Genomic DNA, 21,538 nt, shown 5'->3' on the forward strand with positions numbered 1-21,538 from the left:
ACTCTAATCGTTTCTTCAGTCACAGGCTATTGCTTGGAGGCCATTCGTCAAATTGCACGTCGCTACAATCGGCAAGGTAAAGAAGGATTGGTAGATCGTCGCCATCAACATCCTGGGCCAAAGGGATTCCTTTCAGATGAAAGGCAAGCCTACCTAGAAATGGCCCTCCAGGAGAAAGCACCAGATGGAGGATTATGGAATGGGCGCAAGGTGGGGGATTGGTTAACAGCAATTTTTTGACCATCGAGTCTGGTTGACTGACAAAAGCATCAATTAGGAACAATCAAATGCAAGCCAGGAGGGGAATAGGAGGGATTGACTTTTAATGTGGGGAGCCAGCATCCTCAAGACAGATACCACTCATACGAAGAAGATGCTGTGAAAAAAAACTCCCGCCTCTACAATGCCTTGAATCAATGGATGGGTCAAGGTGATTGGGCGCATTTGGCTCATCTGACTGTTTGTTTATCGATGGAGCGTGGCGCTGGTACATACCGGTAGTGTGAATCTGACTAAATGGACGGTCTATATGCCGTGCCGGGGTCAATATGCTGCCAGCAAACTTTGACGAATCCAGCGTTGGCAGCCATTACCCCGAATCAATGTGCATCGACTCTATGGCAGTTTAATTGAAGCAGATGCAGGCCAATTGGCTTCAACAGGTAATCTATCTGGCATTAGACACCTCGTTATTTTGGGAGAAGTATTGTGAGCGTGCGGCTGTGTGTGGTGCATCGAGGTCGCGCCAAGCCGCGTGGCGAGCGCGGGTCATGGCTCATGGCAGTGCCAGTATATCGTTGCTGGGATTATCGAGAAATGATTCAATCGGCTCATTTGCGATTACCTCAAGGAATCAAGGTGGTGTTACTGGCAGACCGAGGTGCAAGTTCATATTAACGCCAAGGCGGATGTTAACTACCCAATTAGGTTGGCACTATCGGATTGGCCCCGCGAGGGATAGTTGGATTTGGCGGAGGGGCAAAGGCTGGTGCCAGCTTAAAGATTTCCATGTTCTACGGGGGGAGGCCTTGTGTTTCCATCAGGTGCGATTGCAAAAAGCGGCCAACTATGGTTTGGTTCACGTGATTATCGGTCGTAATAACATCAAGGTCGAGTTTTGGGCGGTGGTCAGTGATGAAAAGACCTGCCTAAAAACCAATGCTCTCGTATGGGTTACGCAACGATTATGAACAGAACTTTTTAGATGACCAGTCCAGTGGCTGGAATCTCCAAAAATCAGAGATTAGAGATCCATCTGCCCTGTCACGATTATGGTTTATCTTAGCGGTAGCAACTCTCTGTCTTGATGCAATAGCGAGTGGGGGAAACCACGGCAGTCGCTCATGGGGGGAACCCCCAAGACCGCGCTGCCTCCCCAAGACCGCGCTGCATCGCTTTTGCTGTTTGACACAGTGGTGCGTTACGGGGCGGGTCCTCCAAACCCTGGCTACGAGCCGGAAAATGAGGCCCCCCTAACGCACCCTACGCAGTTGTTTCATTAATCGGAACAAATTGTCAGGTTAATAGGGGTGAAAGGGAGGTGGGGTGGTCGGTAGAGTTTTTTTTCAGGTTAAAAATACCTTTTTATTAATAAAAATTCTCCCCATCTCCCCATCTCCCCATCTCCCCATCTCCCCATCTCCCTAGGGAATTGATAATTGCTATAGTTGCTTACTCCAATTAAAGTTAATTAGCTTTAAGATTAGGCGATTCCACTGGTATAAATGGAGTAACGTCAACTTTCACTTTAAACCGTTTACCTAGCTTAATCTCAACCGCATCTTCAAACTCCTTCACCTGTTCCGGTGTAATCAGTTCTGTTGAACGGATAGCCATTTTGATAGAAGGAGGATTAGCTTTCCGATTGATCGTCCAAGTAGAAACTTCTATACCTGGTTTGTTAAACAATGGACTCTTATTAATCAATTCCTGAACTGGCTCCTCAATTCTTCCTTGCTCAAGCACGTCCCAAAAGGTAAGTCCTAGTGGCACCACTAACACAGCAATCAGCACTAACGAGAATCCCCAGTTTAAAGACCGGCTCAGTTCAGTACTTTGAGCATACCCGCTAAAGAAATAGACGATCATGCAAGCTAGGTTAATCCCAATCAGGTTAGTAATATAGAGGAGAAATGCTCCCTGACTATAGGCCCATTGTCCCTGGGATAGGGTTAACCCAACGACACAAAGGGGAGGCATGAGGGCTACTGCAATTGCTGTCCCTGGTACCGCATCTTCTAAAGACGGGCGAATTTTAGAGAAACCACTAATTCCCCCGGCCACGATCGCAACCAGTAAATCAATTAGATTGGGTTTAGTTCTAGCTAAAACTTGGGCTCCAAATTCAGGAAATCCGATAACTGTACCAACCAACCAAGAACAACTTATACCCAGTAAGGTGCCTACAGCAATAGAAACAAAACTCCGCCGTAATAGTTCCCAATCTCCTTCCAAGGTAGCAAAGGACAATCCTCTTAAGGGCAACATCAGAGGAGCAATAATCATCGCCCCAATAATCACCGCAGCACTGTTGAGAACTAGTCCAAAGGTAGCAATTAAACAAGAGCTAATGATTAAGACTAAGAAATTGAGGGTAAGTTCTGATTCTTCAAACAGAGAATTCCTTACCATCATAATTGGAATTGCCTTTAAGCCAAAGTTCCTGACAAGATTCCAGGTTTTGGAGACTCTAGTTTTAGTCTTTTGATTCTTTTGAGTTTTTTGGTTTTCCTTTTCCATAGATAATAGACGATGCTCCCGACTATTGAGCTAATCTTTTACGAACACATATTGACCAGGACTTACGCGGTTAAGTTTATTTCGCCCCCCTAGCCCCCGAGCGAGCAATCCCTCGCTGGGGGGAATGATGTCAAAGTCCCCCCAGCGAGCAATCCCTCGCTCGGGGGATTTAGGGGGCAAATGCGTAAGTCATGTTGACAATTAACCCTAAGTAAGGTATGAGAAATAACTTCACAATCTGACTGGTAGATCGGATAATCATTAGGTAACGTTACTGCTTCTACCAGTCACTACTATTACCTGAGCCAATTGTCAATGAATTCTATTGTTTCACCAATTCAACAGTTATTGATCACTGGGCTACTAATCTTAATAACTGGATCGGTCAAATCCTGTTAGGCTTGTTTATCACAGCTACCCTATGAATGGGTAGTGCTATATTCGTGGTATCCGTAGGACTACAGCAGATCAAAGACAACTTCATTGCTCCGAGAGTTCTCCGTAACTTGACCGGTTTATCCCCAGTGATTATCTTTGTCTATTTGCTATTGGGAGTTAAACTGGGAGGATTGTTGGGGGTAATTCTCGCAATTACCCTCACAGGTGTCGTGAAAAGTCTAGTGGAAATTATTAGGGAATCGGGAATCGGGAATCGGGAATCGGGAATCGGGAACAGTTGAGAGTCAATTTAAAATGGAAAATTAATAACCATTAAGCTTAATACTAAGTGATTAACCAGACTCATACAATCTCTCTTCTGCCTAGAGTGACAAAAGAGAGATAATGACATTAAGAAGTTGACAAATCAGCTTATATCATGTCCGGATAATTAGTAATCAAAAACCATCTCCGATGAAACCTTACTCCTTTACTTCTGCCTTCTGCCTTCTGCCTTCTGCCTTCGATTCGGCCAAGGGTGTAAGTATTCAACCGGAGATGATATTACAATCCCAGAGCCGAGCGAGTTGTAGGTCCGACGATACCATCTACTGTTAAATCTTTTAGCTTCTGGAATTTCCTAACAGCTTTCTCAGTACCCGGACCAAAAACGCCATCTACCTCGACAGTAATAGTTGCTTTAACTAAAGCTTCCTGAAGTTGGCGAACATCCTCACCTTCGAGATAGGGTTGAGTCAGGCTGAGTCTTCTGTCTGGAATAGATTCGTTAGTTTCTCCAAAGCCAACTATGGGGGCTTGATTCAGTCGCGCTTCAGTATTTCGTCCGTAAATCCCATCTTCAGCAATGGGTTTGTCCGGATTATATTGGTTCCAGAGTCGCTGAAACGCTTTAACTGCAACAGGACGAATGTTTCGTGTACCTCTGCCAATATAGTCAAAGTGAGGCCTATCCGCAGGTCCAAACCACCTCCAACCCTCTCGCTCTAGATAGGGTCTCCAGCCTTGCTCGTCATTAATATCTAGGGCTAAACCACTCTGGTGATTACTTCTACCAGGAGGGGCAACCACACCAATACCACAGCGTCTAACTTTACCATGATTGAATAGCATTAGTTGCTGAGCAATAGTTCGGTAAGCAGAATTGACCGAAAGGGTGCGACCACGAGCCTTAATGGCCCGTGCCAAGGACTGCTTAGCTACTGCCTGAAGGAAAGGGTGAACTGCTGGACCATTAGCCACATCTAGGTCGGCAAAACTGACCAAGCTATTGGGTCCGATGCTATTCATTTCATCAATCAGCTGCTGGTCTAGTCCCCGCAGGATAGAAGTAGAGCAGCCAGGAGCCTGTCGAACAGTAGTTAATCGATTTTTTGCGATCGCTTGTGTCTGGATCAGGGTTTGAGGCTGATTATCTATCAGGTTAATTTGGTGACAATCTTCACAAAAATCTGCATGTTTTGTTTGTTCTGATTCAAGATTGCTTTCGAGATTGCTATAGTCTGCCATCACTATAAATTTAGGATATATACCTAACTCAATGGTTTACTCTAGTTGCTTTCCCTGAAATCTTGCACCACTGTCACTAGCCGTAGCTTCGGCAATATAGCGCTACGCGCAAGGCAATAGGCATGCTAGCAATAGGCAATAGTTTCCCACGGGTCGCACCTTTTGCTGCTTGTATCAATTTCAAACACCTTAATGCGTAGTGCTATATTATCAACGTTATCCTTAGCTTAATCTTAGAGTGGAATAATTGCCCACTATAACGACTCAGGTGCAATAAGATTTCAGTTCCCTTTTAATTATGAGCAATACAATAATCCTTTGACAGTACCCTTGAGGGTACTTTTTTTGGACTCATTAATAATTTAATTTGATATAATTAAAGATTGGGCCAGATGTGTTGAACAGGCAAAAGGGAATAGGACAGAAGTAGTTTTCGAGATCTAACGGTTTGTGTCTAGGTTAAGTATAATCCTGAATCGTGATTATTCACTAATGACTAATTAATACAGCAGACCCTTAAATTTAGTTTTCATTTTGTCCTGAGCGTTAACTAGGCCGTACGGAGTGGATCTCATCTTTGTAAAAAAGAAGGGAAGTGCCGGAAGTGTCGGAAGCGTGGGGATTTTAGGGAGAGTAAGTAGTGTAGGCAGTGTCGGAATTTTATTATAATTTTTGTCTAATTGCATGCATTGAGATGCACCCGCAAAAAGAATGTGATCGCTACAGGTTAAGTCCTGTTTCCGGATGCAACCCAGCTTCAAGATCAATTTCTATACCCTGAGCTATTAATGAGCAAGCCATTTGACATGCTGGGATTATTCGAGCTTTGACTTTTATCAGTAACGTGTCAATATCGACATTTGAATTTGCAAGCAATATCTTTTGTCGAAAACTTTCTTCTGCAATTTTTCCTCTGTCTGGAGTTCCTTGTGGGTACATGATTGAGTTAATTATCGTTTCAGCATGTTTCCACGAATTAACACCGAGCTTGTCTCCTACCCAGCCTTCTTTAGCTAGAGGATGAGAAAAAGTCATCCCCCAAGGGAAAACTGCCATTTGACTGAAAATCATCTGGCATGTATCTATCCTTTGATCTTCCGGCATTTCTACGGCATCAGCCATAGCTTTGAAATTGCCCATAATTTTCCCATTAATTTTTTTAACTTTTATGGGCTTGCTATTTGGTATTGGAAGCTGTAGAAAGAATTCCGACCCTTCTCTGATATGCTCGCAGCTTTTCTCTATTGCGATAGCGATTGAAAGTTCATTAGCGATCGCGGGTGGAATTTTATTTACAGAATTTATTTGATAACCAAATTCATTAGCTTTCTCGATAAAATCTGCTTCTTTAGGTTCATAATCTATGTTAATTTTTACAGTTTTAAATCTCTTAGCCATTTATATACGTTTTAAGTTAATTAGGTTGACCTTGATATTACATTATTCTCGAATATAAAAACCATTTTCCGGAAAATACGGCGTGCGGAATTACAACCCTAGTGAGACCAGATGATCAAAAGGGTAAATCTCATGATTATGGGGTACACCTTGGGCAATCCAGATGTTTTCGTGAACTGAAAATGGTTTTCGCAGGTAGCGGTGCCTACGGCACATCGCGTAGCGTCGGTAAAGCCCGAATCGCAGTACAAAAGAAATCCCTACCGAACTGGGAGGGTTTTACTCTCGGAAAGATGCCAACAAATCAGAAAATCAGTCTTCGTTGCCCGGCCATGACGGTCAATTTTCATGGAGCCGATGCCTCAATTCAATTCAAAATGCTATAGTAACCTATCAATTCTCAAGCTCCATATTCTGGGCAAAGTGTTCCATCAACATCCGGTGGATAAAGATGTAACCTCCTCCTACTTTTTGTAGGAAGATGCGATCAGCGGCATAGTCCAGGAAGCGGGCATAGTTCCAAGGGATGTATTTGTTACGGTAGAGGATAAGGCGGAGGATGAAGTGTTGGATGCAGTCTTTGCCACCATTCAACAGCCCTCCTATCAGCCCGAACATCAGCCCTCCTATCAGCCCGAACATCAGCCCTCCTATCAGCCCGAACATCAGCCCTTCCCTCAGCCGTCCTATCAGCCCGAACATCAGCCCGACCATCAGCCCGACCATCAGCCCGAACATCAGCGATACAATAGCATTGCAAAGTGATTTCCGAATTCCTTGATTTGGATTTGTTTTTGTTTCAATTTCTGAATTCTCTAGCCCTCCCATCAGCCCTCCTATCAGCCCGAACATCAGCCCGACCATCAGCCCGACCATCAGCCCAAACATCAGCTCTTGCATCAGCCCGAACATCAGCCCGACCATCAGCCCGACCATCAGCCCTTCCCTCAGCAGGGAAATCAAAAATTTTTTCCAATTAACTTGAAGTATTTCAACTGTTTTGATTTCTTCTGCTACTCCGAGTCCCAGACTAAATCTCAGCCCTTGGATCAGCCCTCCTATCAGCCCGACCATCAGCCCTCCCCTCAGCCCCATCAGCCCTCCCCTCAGCCCCATCAGCCCGAACATCAGCTCTTGCATCAGCCCGAACATCAGCCCGAGAATCAGCCCGAACATCAGCCTGAACATCAGCCTATAAATTCGTTTTTGCTTTCTATTTATTAGCCAATATGGCTGCATTTTTTCAATTAAAAATACTGTTTGCGACTCCTCAACCATCCTCTGCGCCATCCAAATTAGCCAGCGCTTTACTTGCGCATTCTTGTATCGTTGATTAGTCTTCCGACGCTTAAACATTTTCTCAATATATGCATCAAATAGCTGCTTGCGCCGTTCCTGAACTACATCAGTTCTGGGCAAATCCTCAACTACTACTCCCTGATAAGCTAGAGTTAGAATATTGAGCATTAGAGGTGACTGGGCTAATTCTTGTAATACTGTATCTTCTGCAATTAATGTCCTCAATCCTGTTAAATCAGTTCCGACACTATTCAAGTAATGACAAACTTGTTCTAAACTAAGCAATCTTATACAAACTGCTTTTTGAAAATTCAGACGATTGGATAGGGCTTGATAGTCTTTAATCCGACTGCACACTACCAACTCGGCACCATAATCTTTCTTGAATTGGTTCAACGCTAGGATACAGTCGTCTCGATAGTCTGCCTTTACTTCATCCAAACCATCAAGCAATGGTAGTAGTTGTTGTTGGGTTAACCAAGCTTTTCCAATTTTCTTGAGAACATCATAATTAGTATTCAGTTCCTCTACTAACCAATCGGCTATCGTCTGCCGTTTCTTTGCCCAAGAGGAGAGGTTGAATACTACAGGAATTAGCTGATTAGTGTCTTGTTCAGCACGAGCAATTAAATCCCGAGCGAGTTCGAGTAAAGTTGTGGTTTTTCCTGACCCTGGTTCCCCTAAAATGAGTAAGGTTCTTCCTGTACCAATTTGGTCAAAAACATCAATTAGTTTAGTCCCTTCCGAGAGGAGTTGAGGTGAGTCGTCACCGATTTCGAGAATTTCGCTTAAAGGATTAGTAATAGCATCGGGTCTCTCTTCTAATCCCAATTCAATCAGTACCTGGTGATAGAGGGATTTTTCCAGAACGCCCTTGACCCAATAGGTCTTGACTTTAGTGAGTAATGCCTGACGGTTGCGGTATTCTTGGCGAGGAGTTGAACTTTGACTAACCCAATTAACAAACCACTGGATCTGGAAAATACCCTTCCAAATTCCAGCTTGTTGTCCATCACCCATTGAACCTGGATTTGTCTGTTTGATGTCTCTTTGTTCAGTTGTTGCTGCTTCAGCAATAGTAGCAATAGCTTTAGTTTTTAAGCTTGGGCTTCCAGGGTTTGCGCTACGTGCAGCATAAATTAATTTGTCAACCCAACCCTCAGCTTCTGCTGTTTGTATTAATTTAAAAACAATGTCGTTTAAGTTACCTTCTACAGCAATTATGTTTAAATTTTTACTTAATTGAAACCATAGCATTTGCTCTAATGATGATTTATTAGGGAAAGCATCAGTAAAAGCCTTTTGTAGTATTTTGCGTTGTTCACCGGATAAGCCCATATTTTTACATATGTTATTAGTTCAGACAAACATTCCTGAAGGGGTGAAGAAACAAGCTAAAATGCTTGGTATGTAAAGGTAGTACCATTTTATGGTAAAAAAAAGGTAGTGGGACTTTAGCAAGGGAGCAGGGAAACAATCCTGTGAACCTCATAGTTATGAAAAACGCTCACTAGGAAAACTTCAGTCGGGAAAGGATATGCTTCACTACTCTTTCCCATCGCTTACCGGACATGCCAGTCTTTTTGATAATTTCAGCTGTTATCTCTTTCCCCATCACAAACATCTGGTAGAGGAGGAGGATGCGTTCGCGTAGCGTGACCAAAGGTCAATCGCATAAGTGCGTAGCGTGGCCCAAAGGCCAATCGCAGAAGTACTGAACGCTTATCCCTGCTTCACTTCAGGTGCTAGAGCAGCTAATACTAAATCACTTAACAAAAATTTAAACGTCATGCTTTTCCCATAACCATAAGCTATTCCCATAGGGTGCGCGTAGCGCATTAGCTGATAGCTTACCCCTTGAATTATCCTGAATCCTTCTAGACTCTATCGTTTCTTATAGCTATGAGGTACACAAGATTTTTTACCTCTTACCTCTTGGCTCTTACCTCTTACCTCTTACCTATTCCCTATTATGTTGGCTTAGCGTGGCCTCATTCCCTGCTCCCTGCTCCGAAGTCCCTGCTCCCTAAAACCCAGAAAATTGTACCTCATGACTATGATAATTACTATAATGAGTTTAGCTCTAATCAAGTCCCGTCGGACATTGATAACCTTAACAGTTACAGTTGCCATTGTATTGATTTCACTCAAGGCAGCAAGTGCAATACCATTGTTTGGTGCCGGTGCTTCATTTCCCGAACCCCTTTACCAGCGTTACTTTTCCCAATACCAACAAGAAACCAGCGTTAATATAAGTTACAGTACCATTGGCAGTGGTCGTGGTATTGAGGAATTCATTAACGAGTCTGTTGATTTCGCTGGCACTGATATGCCCCCAACCGATGAGGAAAAAAGTCAGATGAAACGGGGCTTACAAATGGTGCCAACAGCGGGGGGAGCTGTGTCAGTCATTTACAATCTCCAAGGTGTAGTCTCCTCTGTCAGACTATCTCGCGAGACTCTAGGCAAAATCTTTACTGGTCAAATTAGTAATTGGAAGCAAGTTAACACTTACCTCCCCAGAAGAGACATCAAAGTTGTTGTGCGCTCAGATAGCAGCGGTACTAGTTTCATTTTCACTAACTACTTGAGTGCGATTACCCATGGTCTGATCAAACCCAGTCGAACACCAGATTGGGGCTTCAAGGTCTTCTCAAGCCGTCCTCAAAATGGTGGAGTAGCTGGGGAAGTGCGGCGGATTGACGGTGCCATTGGCTATGTAGAAGCTCATTATGCTGTAGAGAACAACTTTACTAGCGCTAGAATTGAAAATCAAGAAGGTCGCTATATTAAGCCTAGTCTTGACCAAGCCAGTAAAGGCCTGGTCAATGTGGAGTTTAACCAGGACTTCACCCTCAAACTTAACGATCCAGCCGATGGTTATCCAATTGTGGGTCTAACTTGGCTGCTACTGTACCAGAAGTACCCCACTCAGGCCAAAGCCCAGGGGATTAAAGATATAGTTAATTGGATTTTGACTAAAGGTCAGGACTTTAACGGGGAACTGGGATACACCAGGATTCCAGAGGATATTGCTAGCCAAGCCATCGAAGCCGTGAATCAAAACATAACTGTTGGGTCATAGTAGTGGGGTAGGGTGGGTTATTGTAACGGGCAAGATGCCGGTTCCACCAAGATGCCGGTTCCACCAAGATGCCGGTTCCACCAAGATGCCGGTTCCACCAAGATGCCGGTTCCACCAAGATGCCGGTTCCACCAAGATGCCGGTTCCACCAAGATGCCCGTTCCAGCCACCGGGTCAAACAGCTTTAATGAGATGCACCCGGTTTAGAGCAACCATAGTAGAGTTACTCTCTGGTTCAATAGGTAAAGAGCATCAACCTGCCACCCTTGGACGGCATTTCAATTTGAAGGTTGTTGCCTTGCACATCCTTACCATTGAACTCGTATATAACGTCTGTGGCTCGGACGCTCCTCCTAATCACAGTAGGCTGGAAGTCAGGTAGCCAGACTCTTAGACCTTTGAGTACTTCTGGAGGTACCTGACTCTGGTCAATTTCTTCTTCAACCTGCTGAATTTCGCCAATGGCATTGACATCCACTTCAAAGCGGTTGCCCTGGGAGTTCTGACCACTCAGTCCATAGATTAGCTTGCCATCAGCCCCAATCTCGATTGCTGCATCCGTAGGTGAAACACCAGCAGCAACAGTGGCCGCAGTGATAGCAGGAGCTGGCACTTCAGAGATAGAAATCTCCTGGAATATCCCCCCAAAGCTTTGGGCAAATCCCTTGGCAGCTGGGAGACTAAGTGCAAGGAATGAAACCAGTGTCAAGCTAAATTTTCGCAGTAAACTCATCTCCATGTCACACCAAAAAAATGTTTGCTTTCTTGTAAAATAGCATTAAACTTGGCTTAGAGTTTTCTAGTAAACTCTCTGATGATATAAATTTGATTGCCCACTATTGATTGCCCACTTATAACGCCAGTAAAATTGGCGAAACTTTATACTTGAAATGGTCGTCATATAAATTATATTGTTATTGACGCGAACGCGTAATCTATAGGATTCATAATACTGACAATTGTAATACTAGAATAAATGTAAGCTATCAGCTATCAGCTATCAGCTATCAGCTATCAGCTAATGCGCTACTTGAGGTGCGTGCGCGTTCAGCTATTGGCCGTAGATCAGGCTAGTCCCTCATTTTATGCGCTACAGATGGTGCTAATCGAGGTGCTTTTTAATAAAATAAGTTCACGGCTGACGGCTGAACGCGCACGGGTGAGCTAAAAGCTCACGGCTGACGGCTGAATACTTAGGAATAAATTAAGGATAAATTAATGATTGGCTATCAATTTTTTTTGCAGAAGGTTTTAACAGCAACAGCAGTAACCCTAACCGTTGGCTTTGGTTCTATCAGTGGTGCGATCGCTCAATCCTTCACTGGTGCCGGAGCTACATTTCCTGAACCCCTTTATCGCCGTTACTTTAGAGAATACCAAGAAGAAACAACAGATGTAAAGCTCAAATACAGTGCCATTGGCAGTGGTGGTGGGATTAGACGATTTCTCAATCAGTCCGTTGACTTCGGAGCGAGCAATGTAATTCCAACTCCTGTAGAGAGAAACTCAATGAAACGGGGTTTGTTGATGGTACCAACGGCTGGGGGTTCTTTGGCTGTGGTTTATAATCTTCAAGGGATAACCACAGATGTTAAGCTATCCCGAGACACTCTAGGTAAAATCTTCTCAGGTCAGATTTCTAATTGGAAGCAAGTAAACTCCCGCCTACCGAACCGGAAAATCCAAGTAGTTGTTCACTCAGGCACTAGCGGTACTAGCTTTATTTTTACTAAATATTTGAATGAAATTACTAATGGCAGAATCCGAGCCAGTAGAAAACCTAATTGGGGCTTTAAGGTCTTCTCTAGTGTTCCGGGAAATGGACCAGTAGCTAGCGAAGTTAAGCGAATTGACGGTGCCATTAGCTATGTACCAGCGAGCTATGCTAAACAGCTTAACTTACCGATGGCCAGGCTGGAAAACCAAGCTGGTCGCTACGTCAAGCCTACGGTTGATCAAGCCAATAAAGCCCTAGCCAATGTGCAGTTCAATGATGACTTCACCATCGAAAATATAGATGACCCAGAAGAGGGATATCCAATTGTAGGTATAACTTGGCTGTTTGTCTACGAAAAGTATCCTAAACCAGAACTAGCCCAAGGGGTTAAAGACCTGATAAATTGGATTCTGACTGAGGGTCAAGACTTGAACGAAGATCTACAGTACACTCGGATACCGGAAGATGTTGCTAACCGAGCCATCGAAGCTGTGAATAACAACATCAGGGTTGTTCCATAGAAGGACAAAATTCAACAGAAGGCAAAAGGAATAAATTTCTTTTGCTATCCTTGTATCGCTGTTATTGGTGTGGTATAGCTTTCGAGCTTTTACCCTTTATTTTTGTTGTGTGAGGAGAATTGTGAAAAAATTTTGCGGTGCATTACCACTGACACCGATAGTACTTGGTGTTCATTTGGTAACCATTACCCCCGCCATGGCTGAGAGCGAACCAGAAACCTTGACCGCCATAGACCCTAACCCATCACCAGATTGGTCAGATCTTAATCCCAGCCCGAAATATCTAGCGCGAGAGTACTTAAAAACTCCCCCAAAAACTCCTCACTTAACCGACCAATTCCACCATGAACTGGAGTTTAAGACCACTACCTCTATTCCCCATTCTGGGATATCGACAGCTAGCTTGACTAGTCTGGAGTCACCGCCAGACCTAGAGGTGGCAGACACTGTGAGTAATCCCTTTATGGGTCAGGTAGCACCGATTTCCAAACTATTAGACATCCCATCTACTCAGACTAACTCCAATAGTCTAGATAATAGTCTAGATAATAGTTTAGATATATCCCAAAACTTAGGTGTGACAGACCCGTTTAGTAATGAACCAATGGAGCGGGTAACACCAGTTTATGAACTGTCTGATGTCCAACCCACTGATTGGGCTTACGAAGCACTACAGTCTTTGTTGAAGCGCTATAGATGCCTGACTGGTTACGAGGATGACAGCTATCGCGGTAACCGCGCCCTGACTCGCTACGAGTTTGCGTTTGGCTTGAATTTTTGCCTAAATCGGGTGAATGCCATGATTATTGGGAAAACAGCCAACTTGGTAACCGAAGCTGATTTAGCAGCAATGCAAAGGCTACAAGAAGAATTCAGTGATGAATTGGCTACTGTACAGGCTCGGGTGGATAACTTGGAAGGGCGAGTGACTTTCCTCGAAGACCATCAGTTTTCTACTACTACTATCTTGCGTGGGAGTGTAGATATTGCTCTAGCTACTGGCTTTGGCGGGAAAAAAGCAGTTCCTTCTGGTCAAAGCCCAACGGAAGATTTTGATGATACTAATACTCTGTTGGGAGGCCGGGCAATTCTCAACTTTGACACCAGTTTCACTGGTCGAGACCTTTTGCGCACTAGACTTCGGGCAGGAAATACCAGTAACTTTAGCACTGGTTTCACTGGCACAGCCATGACAAAGTTTGGTTTTGCCACTAATACCGGCAATGATGTTAAATTAAACCAGCTGTTCTATCGGTTTCCCCTAGGTAATAAAGGTCTGGTATCAATAGCAGCAGCAGGTCAGGGAGCAAGTGCTTTGATTCCCACCCTCAATCCAGCATTTTCCATTTCCAGTTTTGGATTCAATAATTACATCTACGACTTGGGTTTTGGCGCTGGTGCTGGAATCTACTATCAATTCAATGACCTGATTGCTACTGGAGCGGCCTATTACACTGGTTCTGCCTCTAATCCAGACTTTGGACTGTTCAATGGTACATTTGGTGCTTTGGCTCAGGTGACCCTTACTCCCTCTGATCGCTTTGGTATGGCATTGACCTATGTCCGGTACTACTCTCCTCAACCCAATACTGCATCCTTTCTCGGTAGCCAATTCGCTCAATCTCCCTTTGGCTCAAATACAGCCACCTCATCAAATAGCTTGGGTGTATCCACTAGCTATCGATTTAGCGATCGCTTTACCCTAGGCGGTTGGCTTGGTTATAGCAATGCGATCGCAGAATCCTCACCCCGTAACAATGATTTCGATGGATCAACCGGATCAAAAGCAGATATTTGGAGCTGGGCAGTTACCGCCGCTTTCCCAGACATCGGAAAACTAGGCAGCCAGTTGAATCTCATAGTTGGCATGCCTCCAAGACTAGCTAGTAATGATGTTGTTGGTCGTCGCGATCGCGATGTATCATACCATCTTGAACTGTCTTATCGCTACCCACTGACTGATAGAATCTTTATCACTCCTGGTGTTTTGGTGATTGTCGATCCAGAACACAATGATGAAAATGACACTATTGGGGTTGGAGTACTCCGAACCCAGTTTAATTTCTAGTGGGATGGTTCAAAATAGTCAACCGAAAACCCTCACTCCCAACCCAGAGACAGGAGCCGAAGCTACTGATTGGTTCTATATTCCAGATGTTCCCCCCAAGCTTAATGGTCAGATTCGTCGCTCTTACCAAAAATTTTGGGTTGAAAGCCCCGTCCTTCGTTCGACGGCTTTCAATTAGAAATAAGAAAAAAACTTCTAGTCATACACGAATTTGTTGTATAATTAAGATAGGTACAGGCTGCGAAACCGTTGGCTCAGCCGGGAGAGAGACCCGCAACTGATTGACCACAAAGAAGTAATGCCTAGAGGGTAGGGAAAGTCCTCTTGAAAAACCCAATCGTCAATCAAAAGTTGGCGTGTAAACCTAGAAAAACAAAACTTGAGATCAAGCAAGGTACGGTGGGGCACACCGGAACCAGACGAAAAGGAAGAGAAACGGACTTTTTAAGGCACTTCCGATCGAGTAGTCAAACGCTATCGCGAGAACTGCCCTCTAGGTCTGTCGTGAATTAACTGGGAATTTGGTGTTTTCACGGATTTTTGGTTGAGTATTGTCCCGTTTTTGGCGGCGTCAAAGATTGGAACACGGCGGTTTAAGGCGGCTCGTTGATCTAGGAATCCCCGCGCCTTTAGGCCGGGGAGTGTCAATTCAGTAGTGAACAAGCACGAAACCGGGACTTTCGCGGGCCAGATTTCTTTGTAGTCTTGAATGTAGACGGTAGCCGAGAACGCCTGGGCTGGGTAGTATGGGAAGAACAGGGTCGCTACCCAGATGTGATAATCGAGCTGATGTCCCCCTCCACAAAGCAAGTTGATATAGGTAAAAATAAGAACATCTACTGCCAGACCTTCCGCACTCCAAATTATTTTGTCTACCAACCCTTTGACCCAGATTCATTGCAAGGATGGTATTTAGATATAGACAATGGCTACCAGGAGCTAACCCCAAATCAACAAGGGTGGCTATGGTGTCAGCGCTTAGGGTTGTGGTTGGGACCATGGTCTGGAACCATTGAAGAAACCTCAGCAGTATGGCTGCGCTTTTATGACCGGGATGGGAATCTAGTTCCCTTACCAGAAGAAGCAGCTGAGCAACGAGCTGAAGTAGCTGAGCAACGAGCTGAAGTAGCTGAGCAACGAGCTGAGCAATTAGCAGAACGACTGCGACAGGCAGGGATTGACCCAGATTAAATTTAAGGTAAATGGCAATAAAAAGTGCTGAGTGCCTCAGTAATAAACCTGCTGAGTAACTGTTATAAACTAGGGGTTTTTACGAATCAATTTTTTTTCAAGTAACCTTTTCCCATTTTCAACAAGTACTAATGACTACTATTAATTCAAACCCCAAAATTCGTATTGAACATCTGATTAAAATTTATGGCGAAAAACCCCAAGCTGCCCTCAAACTATTTCGCCAAGGTGGGAGTAGGGATTCTATCTTAGAAAAAACCGGTCAAGTCTTAGGTATTGCCGATGTCTCTATGACCGTCAATAAAGGAGAATTGTTTGTGGTAATGGGGTTATCCGGTTCCGGAAAATCCACCCTAGCTCGCTGTATTAACCGCTTAATTAATCCCACCAGCGGCAATATCTATATCGATGATGAAGACATTGCCCATGTTGATGAGAAGCGGATGCGAGAGATTCGCCAGAGCAAGGTATCAATGGTGTTTCAGCGATTTGGATTATTTCCCCACAAAACAGTTGCAGAAAATGTAGGGTATGGTCTCAAGGTCCGGGGGATAGATCAAGCCAAACGCCGCAAAAAAGCCTTGGAAACCTTAGAGGTGGTAGGTTTATCCCAATGGGCGGATTATTTACCTTCTTCTCTGAGTGGTGGGATGCGTCAACGGGTAGGTTTAGCCCGCGCTTTAGCCACAGATGCCGAGATTTTACTTATGGATGAGGCATTCAGCGCCCTCGACCCCCTAATTCGGCGGGACATGCAGGATGAATTACTGCGACTCCAAACAGAACTGCACAAAACCATTGTATTTATCAGCCATGATATTCAAGAAGCCCTGAAGATGGGTGATCACATAGCAGTGATGAAAGACGGTTATATTGTCCAAATTGGCACACCAGAAGAACTGATTAACCAACCAGCTGACGACTACATCAGTGCATTCATCCAAGATGTTAACCGCGCCCAAGTCCTAAAAACTGGGTCAATTGCTCGTCAAACCCCTGCCTTAGTTCTTACAGAAAACTCTGCTACGGCTGGACTGGAACAGATGATAGACCATCACCTCCAACAAATGTATGTTGTCGATGAACACAGCAAACCTGTTGGAATTGTCAAGAAACAATGGCTCGAAGCAGTCCTCCAAAAAGGCAGTGAAGACATTACTGAAGTGATGGAAACAGATTTCCCCACAGTCAACGCTTTAACCCACCTAGAAGATATATTTCACCTCTACCGAGATGGACTTCCTGTTGCTGTAGTCGATACTGACGGTACATTCAAAGGAATGGTGGAACAGTCTGATCTTATCGCTAGTATTGGCAAACCTCAAAAGCTTGTCCAAGACAAGGTAGCTGAATACTAAATGCTGAATGCTATTAAGTGAAGCTATCAGCTATCAGCTATCAGCTATCAGCTGATGCCCTACGCCCATGCTAAGCCAACAGCTGTTAAATAAAAGAGGTAAGCATTCGTTTAATCTTAGTTACGGAAAGGTGAATGCTGATAGCTGAATGCTGAAAAACCAAATATCTAGATAAATCGACAATCTATACTATAAGAAGGTTCCTCGGAATAGTATTGTGTTCAATTCTTTAATTCTATCCCTTAATAATATCGCAACAAGCCAAGTCGGTCTAGATATTATCTTGAATCCCTTTGAGCTTTATACCTTACCCCTGGACGAGTGGATTACCGCAGTAGTTAATTTCCTAGTTGACAACTTCCGTCCCTTCTTTCAAGCAATTAGCTTGCCCATTACCTGGACTCTGGAAGGGATACAATCGCTTTTCCTATCGATTCCTCCCCTAATTTTCCTGATTATTCTGGGCTTGATAGTATGGCAAATTGCTGGGGGTAAAATTGCTATTTATAGCCTTATTGCCTTGACCTTGATTGGCTTTTTTGGAGCTTGGGAACAAGCCATGACTACCCTGGCGCTAGTGGTGACAGCTGTAGTCTTTTGTGTGGTGATTGGCATTTCCCTTGGCATTGCCTGTGCTAGTAGCGATCGCGTCGAGAAACTCCTGCGACCCCTGCTTGATGCCATGCAAACCCTGCCGTCATTCGTCTATCTTGTCCCAGTGGTAATGCTATTTGGCATTGGTGCAGTCCCCGGAGTAATCGCTACTCTAGTCTTTGCTGTTCCCCCCCTGATTCGCCTGACCAACCTAGGCATCCGACAAGTATCTACAGAAGTTGTCGAAGCTGCGATCGCATTTGGCTCAACCCCAAGACAAATGCTTTGGGAAGTGCAAATTCCCCTAGCAATGCCAACTATCCTAGCTGGAGTCAACCAAGCCATCCTATTAGCACTATCGATGTCCGTGGTGACTTCTATGATTGGTGTCGGAGGATTGGGACAGATGGTCTTACAAGGTCTCGGTCGGGTGAATGTCGGACTAGCTGCTGTGGGAGGATTAAGCATCGTTCTGATTGCGGTGATGCTCGACCGGATCACTCAAGTGGTGAGTCAAGGCAACAACCAAATCCCTTGGCTAGAGCGAGGACCGATTGGTTTTGTGCGTTTGAGGTTAACCAGGAAACCACGGACTGGGACTACTGTTGCTGTAACGATTTTAGTGGCATTGCTTGTGGGTTTCATCAGCTGGCAACAAGTTCCCCAAGCTACAACCGAATTAACTGCATCAGAAATAGCCCTACCTGGGAAAGGGGTGAACGTACGCTCTACCTATGGTTATCTAGCCGATTCACAATTCATGACACACATCGTTAACACAGCTCTGGAAAAGCTCGGTTACGAGATTGAAAAACCCAAACAACTCCAGCCCACCACCAGCCACATCGCTTTGGGTAATAACGACCTCGATTTTACCGCTAGCCACTGGGAAAACCTGCACACAGAATTCTTTGAAAAAAATGGTGGCGACAAGAAATTAGAGCGAGTTGGAGTTATTGTTTCTGATCTTTTGCAAGGGTATCAGATTGATAAAAAAACTGCTGAAAAATACAATATCACCAATTTAGAGCAACTCAAAGACCCTAAAATTGCCAAACTCTTTGACTTTGATGGCAATGGTAAGGCAAATTTAGCTGGTTGTATTCCCGGTTGGGGATGTGAGTTAGTTATTGAGCATCACTTAGATGCTTATGGTCTCAGGGATACTGTCGAACACGACCAAGGAGAATATAGCGTTTTAATTGCGAATAGCATTGCTCGCTACAAACAAGGAAAACCAGTCCTTTACTACACTTGGACTCCCCTATGGCTGGGTACGGTATTAAAACCAGGTGAGGATGTGCTTTGGCTAGAAGTTGCCCAAACCAATCTACCAGGACCCCAGAAAGGGTTGACAGAAAAACATACTTCAATCGATGGTAAAAATCTCGGATTTGCGGTGGATCGGGTTCGTTTTGTGGCCAACAAAAAATTTATAGCAGCCAACCCAGCAGCCAGACGATTATTTGAGCTATTTAATATGCCGATTGAGGAGCTTAATGCTGAAAGCTTACGAGCCAAAAACGGCGAAGATAGCCCAGCAGATATCCGTCGCCATAGCCAAGAATGGATTAAAAAGAATCAAAAGTTGTTTGACAGCTGGGTTGAAGAAGCTAGAGACGTTGGATAAACTTCTGGAATTTGAGGTTTCCTATAATTTACGAAAACATTAATATTGTCAAGCTTGAGTAATTGGTAATTGGTAAAGGGTAATTGGTATTTGTGATTACTCCCGAGTTATAGCAGAAGTCAGAAGTCAGAAGTCAGAAGTCAGAAGTCAAACTCTTGCGCTTACTTAGGTTTGAGACTTTTGTCATGTCCGCGCCTGCCCTGGGGACTCCTATACCAGAGACTCACCTATAGGTAACATGCCCTCGAATCATCCGTTGCGCGATCGTAAGCATTAAGCCGTTGGCTGATACGCGACACGCTGATAGCTATAGCTTACGCGCGATCTTTCCAATATCACAACTAATAACAAATTGGTATATTCCAAAATTGTCCGGATTAACCTGATATACCCAGTAAAAAGAAAGTGGTAGATGCACCCTGGTAAAGTCCTAGAGCTAAACTCTGGGGCTTTTTTTATTTAGATACCGTATCCCACTGCTGATTATCGACTGGAACAACATCTGGCAAAGACCGACCCATCCCATACAGCCACCCTAAACCAGCAACTCCCAATGCGATCGCAACCAAACTGACCACTTGAGCAATGCGTAATGGACCGAGCATCAGACTATCCATCCGCAATGCCTCAATCCAGAAGCGACCAGTACTATAGGCAACCATATAAACTAGAGCCATCGTCCCTACCTTCAGATGGGGTTTGCGGCGTAAATCCCGAAAGAACAGAGTCATCAGTAACCCAAAGACCAATAAGTTCCACACAGACTCATAGAGAAAGGTGGGATGGAAATAGTCAAAATTCTGAAAGCCTGGGGGACGCTGTAGTGGTGGAATATACAATTTCCAAGGCAAATCCGTGGGAGCGCCAAAGGCTTCGGAATTAAAGAAATTACCCCAACGTCCGATTGCTTGACCTAATATCAGAGAAGGAACTACTAGATCAACTAACAGCCAGACAGACAGTTTATTGAGGCGGGCAAAAATTATTGCAGCTAAGATACCACCCAAGATAGCGCCATGAATGGCAATCCCACCATTCCAAATCGCAATAATTTGGTCTGGACGCTGGGCGTATTGTTCCCACTGAAACAAGACATAGTAAAGTCTGGCTCCAGGAATCGCAGAAATCACCAGCCAGATAGCCAAGTCACCCAACAAATCTGGGTTAACGTTACGACTCTTGGCTAGGTATTGGGAAAGGCTAACTCCAATTAACACTGCTGAGGCAATCAATAGTCCGTACCAGCGGATTGTTACGGGTCCGAGTTCAACGATTATTGGCCCAGGAGAAGCAAATTGGAACCCTAGGGTTAGAGCAGAGATTGCTTGCAGCATTGATTTATCCATAGGCAGCAAACCACAAATTTCATTGTAGTCTCCTACAGCATCGGTTAAGTCATCACAAAACTAGGTCAATTGATAATGGGGTGATGAGAGGATGGGATGATGGGGTGTAATGGTTATAGAAATATCTTGATCAAGTGCTTGGTCGAGGTATCGCACTTTGTCAGCCATGCAAAGCGCGAGTGGGGGAAACCCCCGTCAGACCACTGCATCGCTTGTCAACTTCTATCAAGCCATCCGGGAACGTGAGAACCCTGCGTCTAATGACCGGGTCAGAAGTTACCGCTTGAATAAGGCAGCCTTTATGGTTGGTCGGTTATGGGTAAAGGGTTAAAACTTTGAGGCGCGACCCATGGCGAATTTAATTCGCCGTCGCGAAAGCGCGCCTCCATGATTAAGGCTGCCTTAATAAACAGGTTTCGTCTCCGGGATGAAACGGACGCGACGGGGTTTACCCCGCCGTGTCCCTCTTATGTTTTGTCTATTTCACTTCTAATCCAGCGTTCAAGGAATTCACCAATACTGATTCCGGACTCTTTAGCTGAAAGCTGCAACCACTTCCAAGCAGTATCAGTCAATAATATGCCATGTTGCTTTTTCAACTCATCATAATAAACTGGTACACCTCTCATCCGTTTCTTTGATTTCTTTTCTTTAATGCTTGACATAAATTAGAACTCTCAAGTATAC

General features: G+C 44.4%; 18 protein-coding genes and 3 pseudogenes. 12 read left to right on the top strand and 9 right to left on the bottom strand.

What is annotated here, in order from left to right:
* From F6J99_RS15900 to F6J99_RS15910, 3 genes and pseudogenes are all read left to right on the top strand, one after another.
* A pseudogene (locus F6J99_RS15900) lies at positions 1 to 240 on the top strand (IS630 family transposase); the annotation flags it as partial.
* Between the two features lie 87 nt (positions 241 to 327).
* Positions 328 to 501 carry a hypothetical protein gene (locus tag F6J99_RS15905; protein ID WP_293113777.1) on the top strand — a complete coding sequence of 58 codons (174 nt, stop codon included), beginning with the start codon at positions 328 to 330 and terminating at the stop codon, positions 499 to 501.
* Between the two features lie 128 nt (positions 502 to 629).
* The gene (locus F6J99_RS15910; protein WP_293113778.1) at positions 630 to 1,190 is read left to right on the top strand and encodes a hypothetical protein; all 561 of its coding nucleotides are present in this window, start codon (positions 630 to 632) and stop codon (positions 1,188 to 1,190) included.
* Positions 1,191 to 1,686: 496 nt separating this feature from the next.
* On the opposite strand, the gene F6J99_RS15915 is transcribed toward F6J99_RS15910, so the two are convergent.
* Positions 1,687 to 2,739, bottom strand: coding sequence for a DUF389 domain-containing protein (locus F6J99_RS15915; RefSeq protein WP_293113779.1), 1,053 nt, complete (start codon positions 2,737 to 2,739; stop codon positions 1,687 to 1,689).
* 425 nt (positions 2,740 to 3,164) lie between these two features.
* Here F6J99_RS15915 and F6J99_RS15920 point away from each other — a divergent pair, with 425 nt between their 5' ends.
* Positions 3,165 to 3,419 (top strand): AI-2E family transporter, encoded by a 255-nt coding sequence (locus F6J99_RS15920; protein WP_365973433.1) that lies wholly within the window; start codon positions 3,165 to 3,167, stop codon positions 3,417 to 3,419.
* Positions 3,420 to 3,681: 262 nt separating this feature from the next.
* Here the strand turns inward: F6J99_RS15920 and F6J99_RS15925 are convergent, their stop codons facing one another.
* Positions 3,682 to 4,644: a peptidoglycan-binding protein gene (locus F6J99_RS15925; RefSeq protein WP_293113780.1), complete on the bottom strand. Its 963-nt coding sequence runs from the start codon at positions 4,642 to 4,644 to the stop codon at positions 3,682 to 3,684.
* A gap of 720 nt (positions 4,645 to 5,364) precedes the next feature.
* Positions 5,365 to 6,042, bottom strand: a complete 678-nt coding sequence (locus F6J99_RS15930) for a hypothetical protein (protein ID WP_293113781.1) — start codon at positions 6,040 to 6,042, stop codon at positions 5,365 to 5,367.
* A 182-nt stretch (positions 6,043 to 6,224) separates the two neighbouring features.
* On the opposite strand from F6J99_RS15930, the gene F6J99_RS15935 reads away from it, so the two are divergent.
* Positions 6,225 to 6,428, top strand: a complete 204-nt coding sequence (locus tag F6J99_RS15935) for a hypothetical protein (RefSeq protein ID WP_293113782.1) — start codon at positions 6,225 to 6,227, stop codon at positions 6,426 to 6,428.
* 7 nt (positions 6,429 to 6,435) lie between these two features.
* Here F6J99_RS15935 and F6J99_RS15940 read toward each other — a convergent pair whose 3' ends face one another.
* Positions 6,436 to 8,679, bottom strand: a complete 2,244-nt coding sequence (locus tag F6J99_RS15940; RefSeq protein ID WP_293113783.1) for an effector-associated domain EAD1-containing protein — start codon at positions 8,677 to 8,679, stop codon at positions 6,436 to 6,438.
* Between the two features lie 172 nt (positions 8,680 to 8,851).
* Complete coding sequence (locus tag F6J99_RS15945; protein WP_293113784.1) at positions 8,852 to 9,004, bottom strand: hypothetical protein; 153 nt, start codon at positions 9,002 to 9,004, stop codon at positions 8,852 to 8,854.
* Positions 9,005 to 9,391: 387 nt separating this feature from the next.
* Here F6J99_RS15945 and pstS (F6J99_RS15950) point away from each other — a divergent pair, with 387 nt between their 5' ends.
* Entirely contained in the window at positions 9,392 to 10,426 is a 1,035-nt protein-coding gene (gene pstS / locus F6J99_RS15950) for a phosphate ABC transporter substrate-binding protein PstS (protein WP_293113785.1), read from the top strand.
* Between the two features lie 17 nt (positions 10,427 to 10,443).
* Here pstS (F6J99_RS15950) and F6J99_RS15955 read toward each other — a convergent pair whose 3' ends face one another.
* Together F6J99_RS15955 and F6J99_RS15960 are read right to left on the bottom strand one after the other, a co-directional pair.
* A complete protein-coding gene (locus F6J99_RS15955; RefSeq protein WP_293113786.1) occupies positions 10,444 to 10,596 on the bottom strand; it encodes a hypothetical protein in 153 nt (50 codons plus the stop codon).
* 65 nt (positions 10,597 to 10,661) lie between these two features.
* Entirely contained in the window at positions 10,662 to 11,159 is a 498-nt protein-coding gene (locus F6J99_RS15960; protein WP_293113787.1) for a hypothetical protein, read from the bottom strand.
* 485 nt (positions 11,160 to 11,644) lie between these two features.
* On the opposite strand from F6J99_RS15960, the gene pstS (F6J99_RS15965) reads away from it, so the two are divergent.
* The 6 genes and pseudogenes from pstS (F6J99_RS15965) to proX all read left to right on the top strand — a co-directional run bounded on the left by pstS (F6J99_RS15965) (position 11,645) and on the right by proX (position 19,505).
* On the top strand, positions 11,645 to 12,664 hold the full coding sequence (gene pstS, locus F6J99_RS15965) for a phosphate ABC transporter substrate-binding protein PstS (protein WP_293113788.1): 1,020 nt from the start codon (positions 11,645 to 11,647) through the stop codon (positions 12,662 to 12,664).
* Between the two features lie 121 nt (positions 12,665 to 12,785).
* Positions 12,786 to 14,732: an iron uptake porin gene (locus tag F6J99_RS15970; protein ID WP_293113789.1), complete on the top strand. Its 1,947-nt coding sequence runs from the start codon at positions 12,786 to 12,788 to the stop codon at positions 14,730 to 14,732.
* A 43-nt stretch (positions 14,733 to 14,775) separates the two neighbouring features.
* Positions 14,776 to 14,859 (top strand): annotated as a pseudogene (locus F6J99_RS15975) (Uma2 family endonuclease); the annotation flags it as partial.
* A 521-nt stretch (positions 14,860 to 15,380) separates the two neighbouring features.
* Positions 15,381 to 15,923: pseudogene (locus F6J99_RS15980) on the top strand (Uma2 family endonuclease); the annotation flags it as partial.
* Positions 15,924 to 16,054: 131 nt separating this feature from the next.
* The gene (locus tag F6J99_RS15985; RefSeq protein WP_293113790.1) at positions 16,055 to 17,281 is read left to right on the top strand and encodes a glycine betaine/L-proline ABC transporter ATP-binding protein; all 1,227 of its coding nucleotides are present in this window, start codon (positions 16,055 to 16,057) and stop codon (positions 17,279 to 17,281) included.
* Between the two features lie 217 nt (positions 17,282 to 17,498).
* Positions 17,499 to 19,505: a glycine betaine/L-proline ABC transporter substrate-binding protein ProX gene (proX, locus tag F6J99_RS15990; RefSeq protein ID WP_293113791.1), complete on the top strand. Its 2,007-nt coding sequence runs from the start codon at positions 17,499 to 17,501 to the stop codon at positions 19,503 to 19,505.
* 455 nt (positions 19,506 to 19,960) lie between these two features.
* Here the strand turns inward: proX and lgt are convergent, their stop codons facing one another.
* Together lgt and F6J99_RS16000 are read right to left on the bottom strand one after the other, a co-directional pair.
* Positions 19,961 to 20,839 carry a prolipoprotein diacylglyceryl transferase gene (lgt, locus tag F6J99_RS15995; protein ID WP_293113792.1) on the bottom strand — a complete coding sequence of 293 codons (879 nt, stop codon included), beginning with the start codon at positions 20,837 to 20,839 and terminating at the stop codon, positions 19,961 to 19,963.
* A 479-nt stretch (positions 20,840 to 21,318) separates the two neighbouring features.
* Entirely contained in the window at positions 21,319 to 21,516 is a 198-nt protein-coding gene (locus F6J99_RS16000; RefSeq protein ID WP_070394829.1) for a hypothetical protein, read from the bottom strand.
* Positions 21,517 to 21,538: the final 22 nt, after the last annotated feature.

This window comes from Moorena sp. SIO4G3 (assembly GCF_010692305.1).
Classification (GTDB): domain Bacteria; phylum Cyanobacteriota; class Cyanobacteriia; order Cyanobacteriales; family Coleofasciculaceae; genus Moorena; species Moorena producens_A.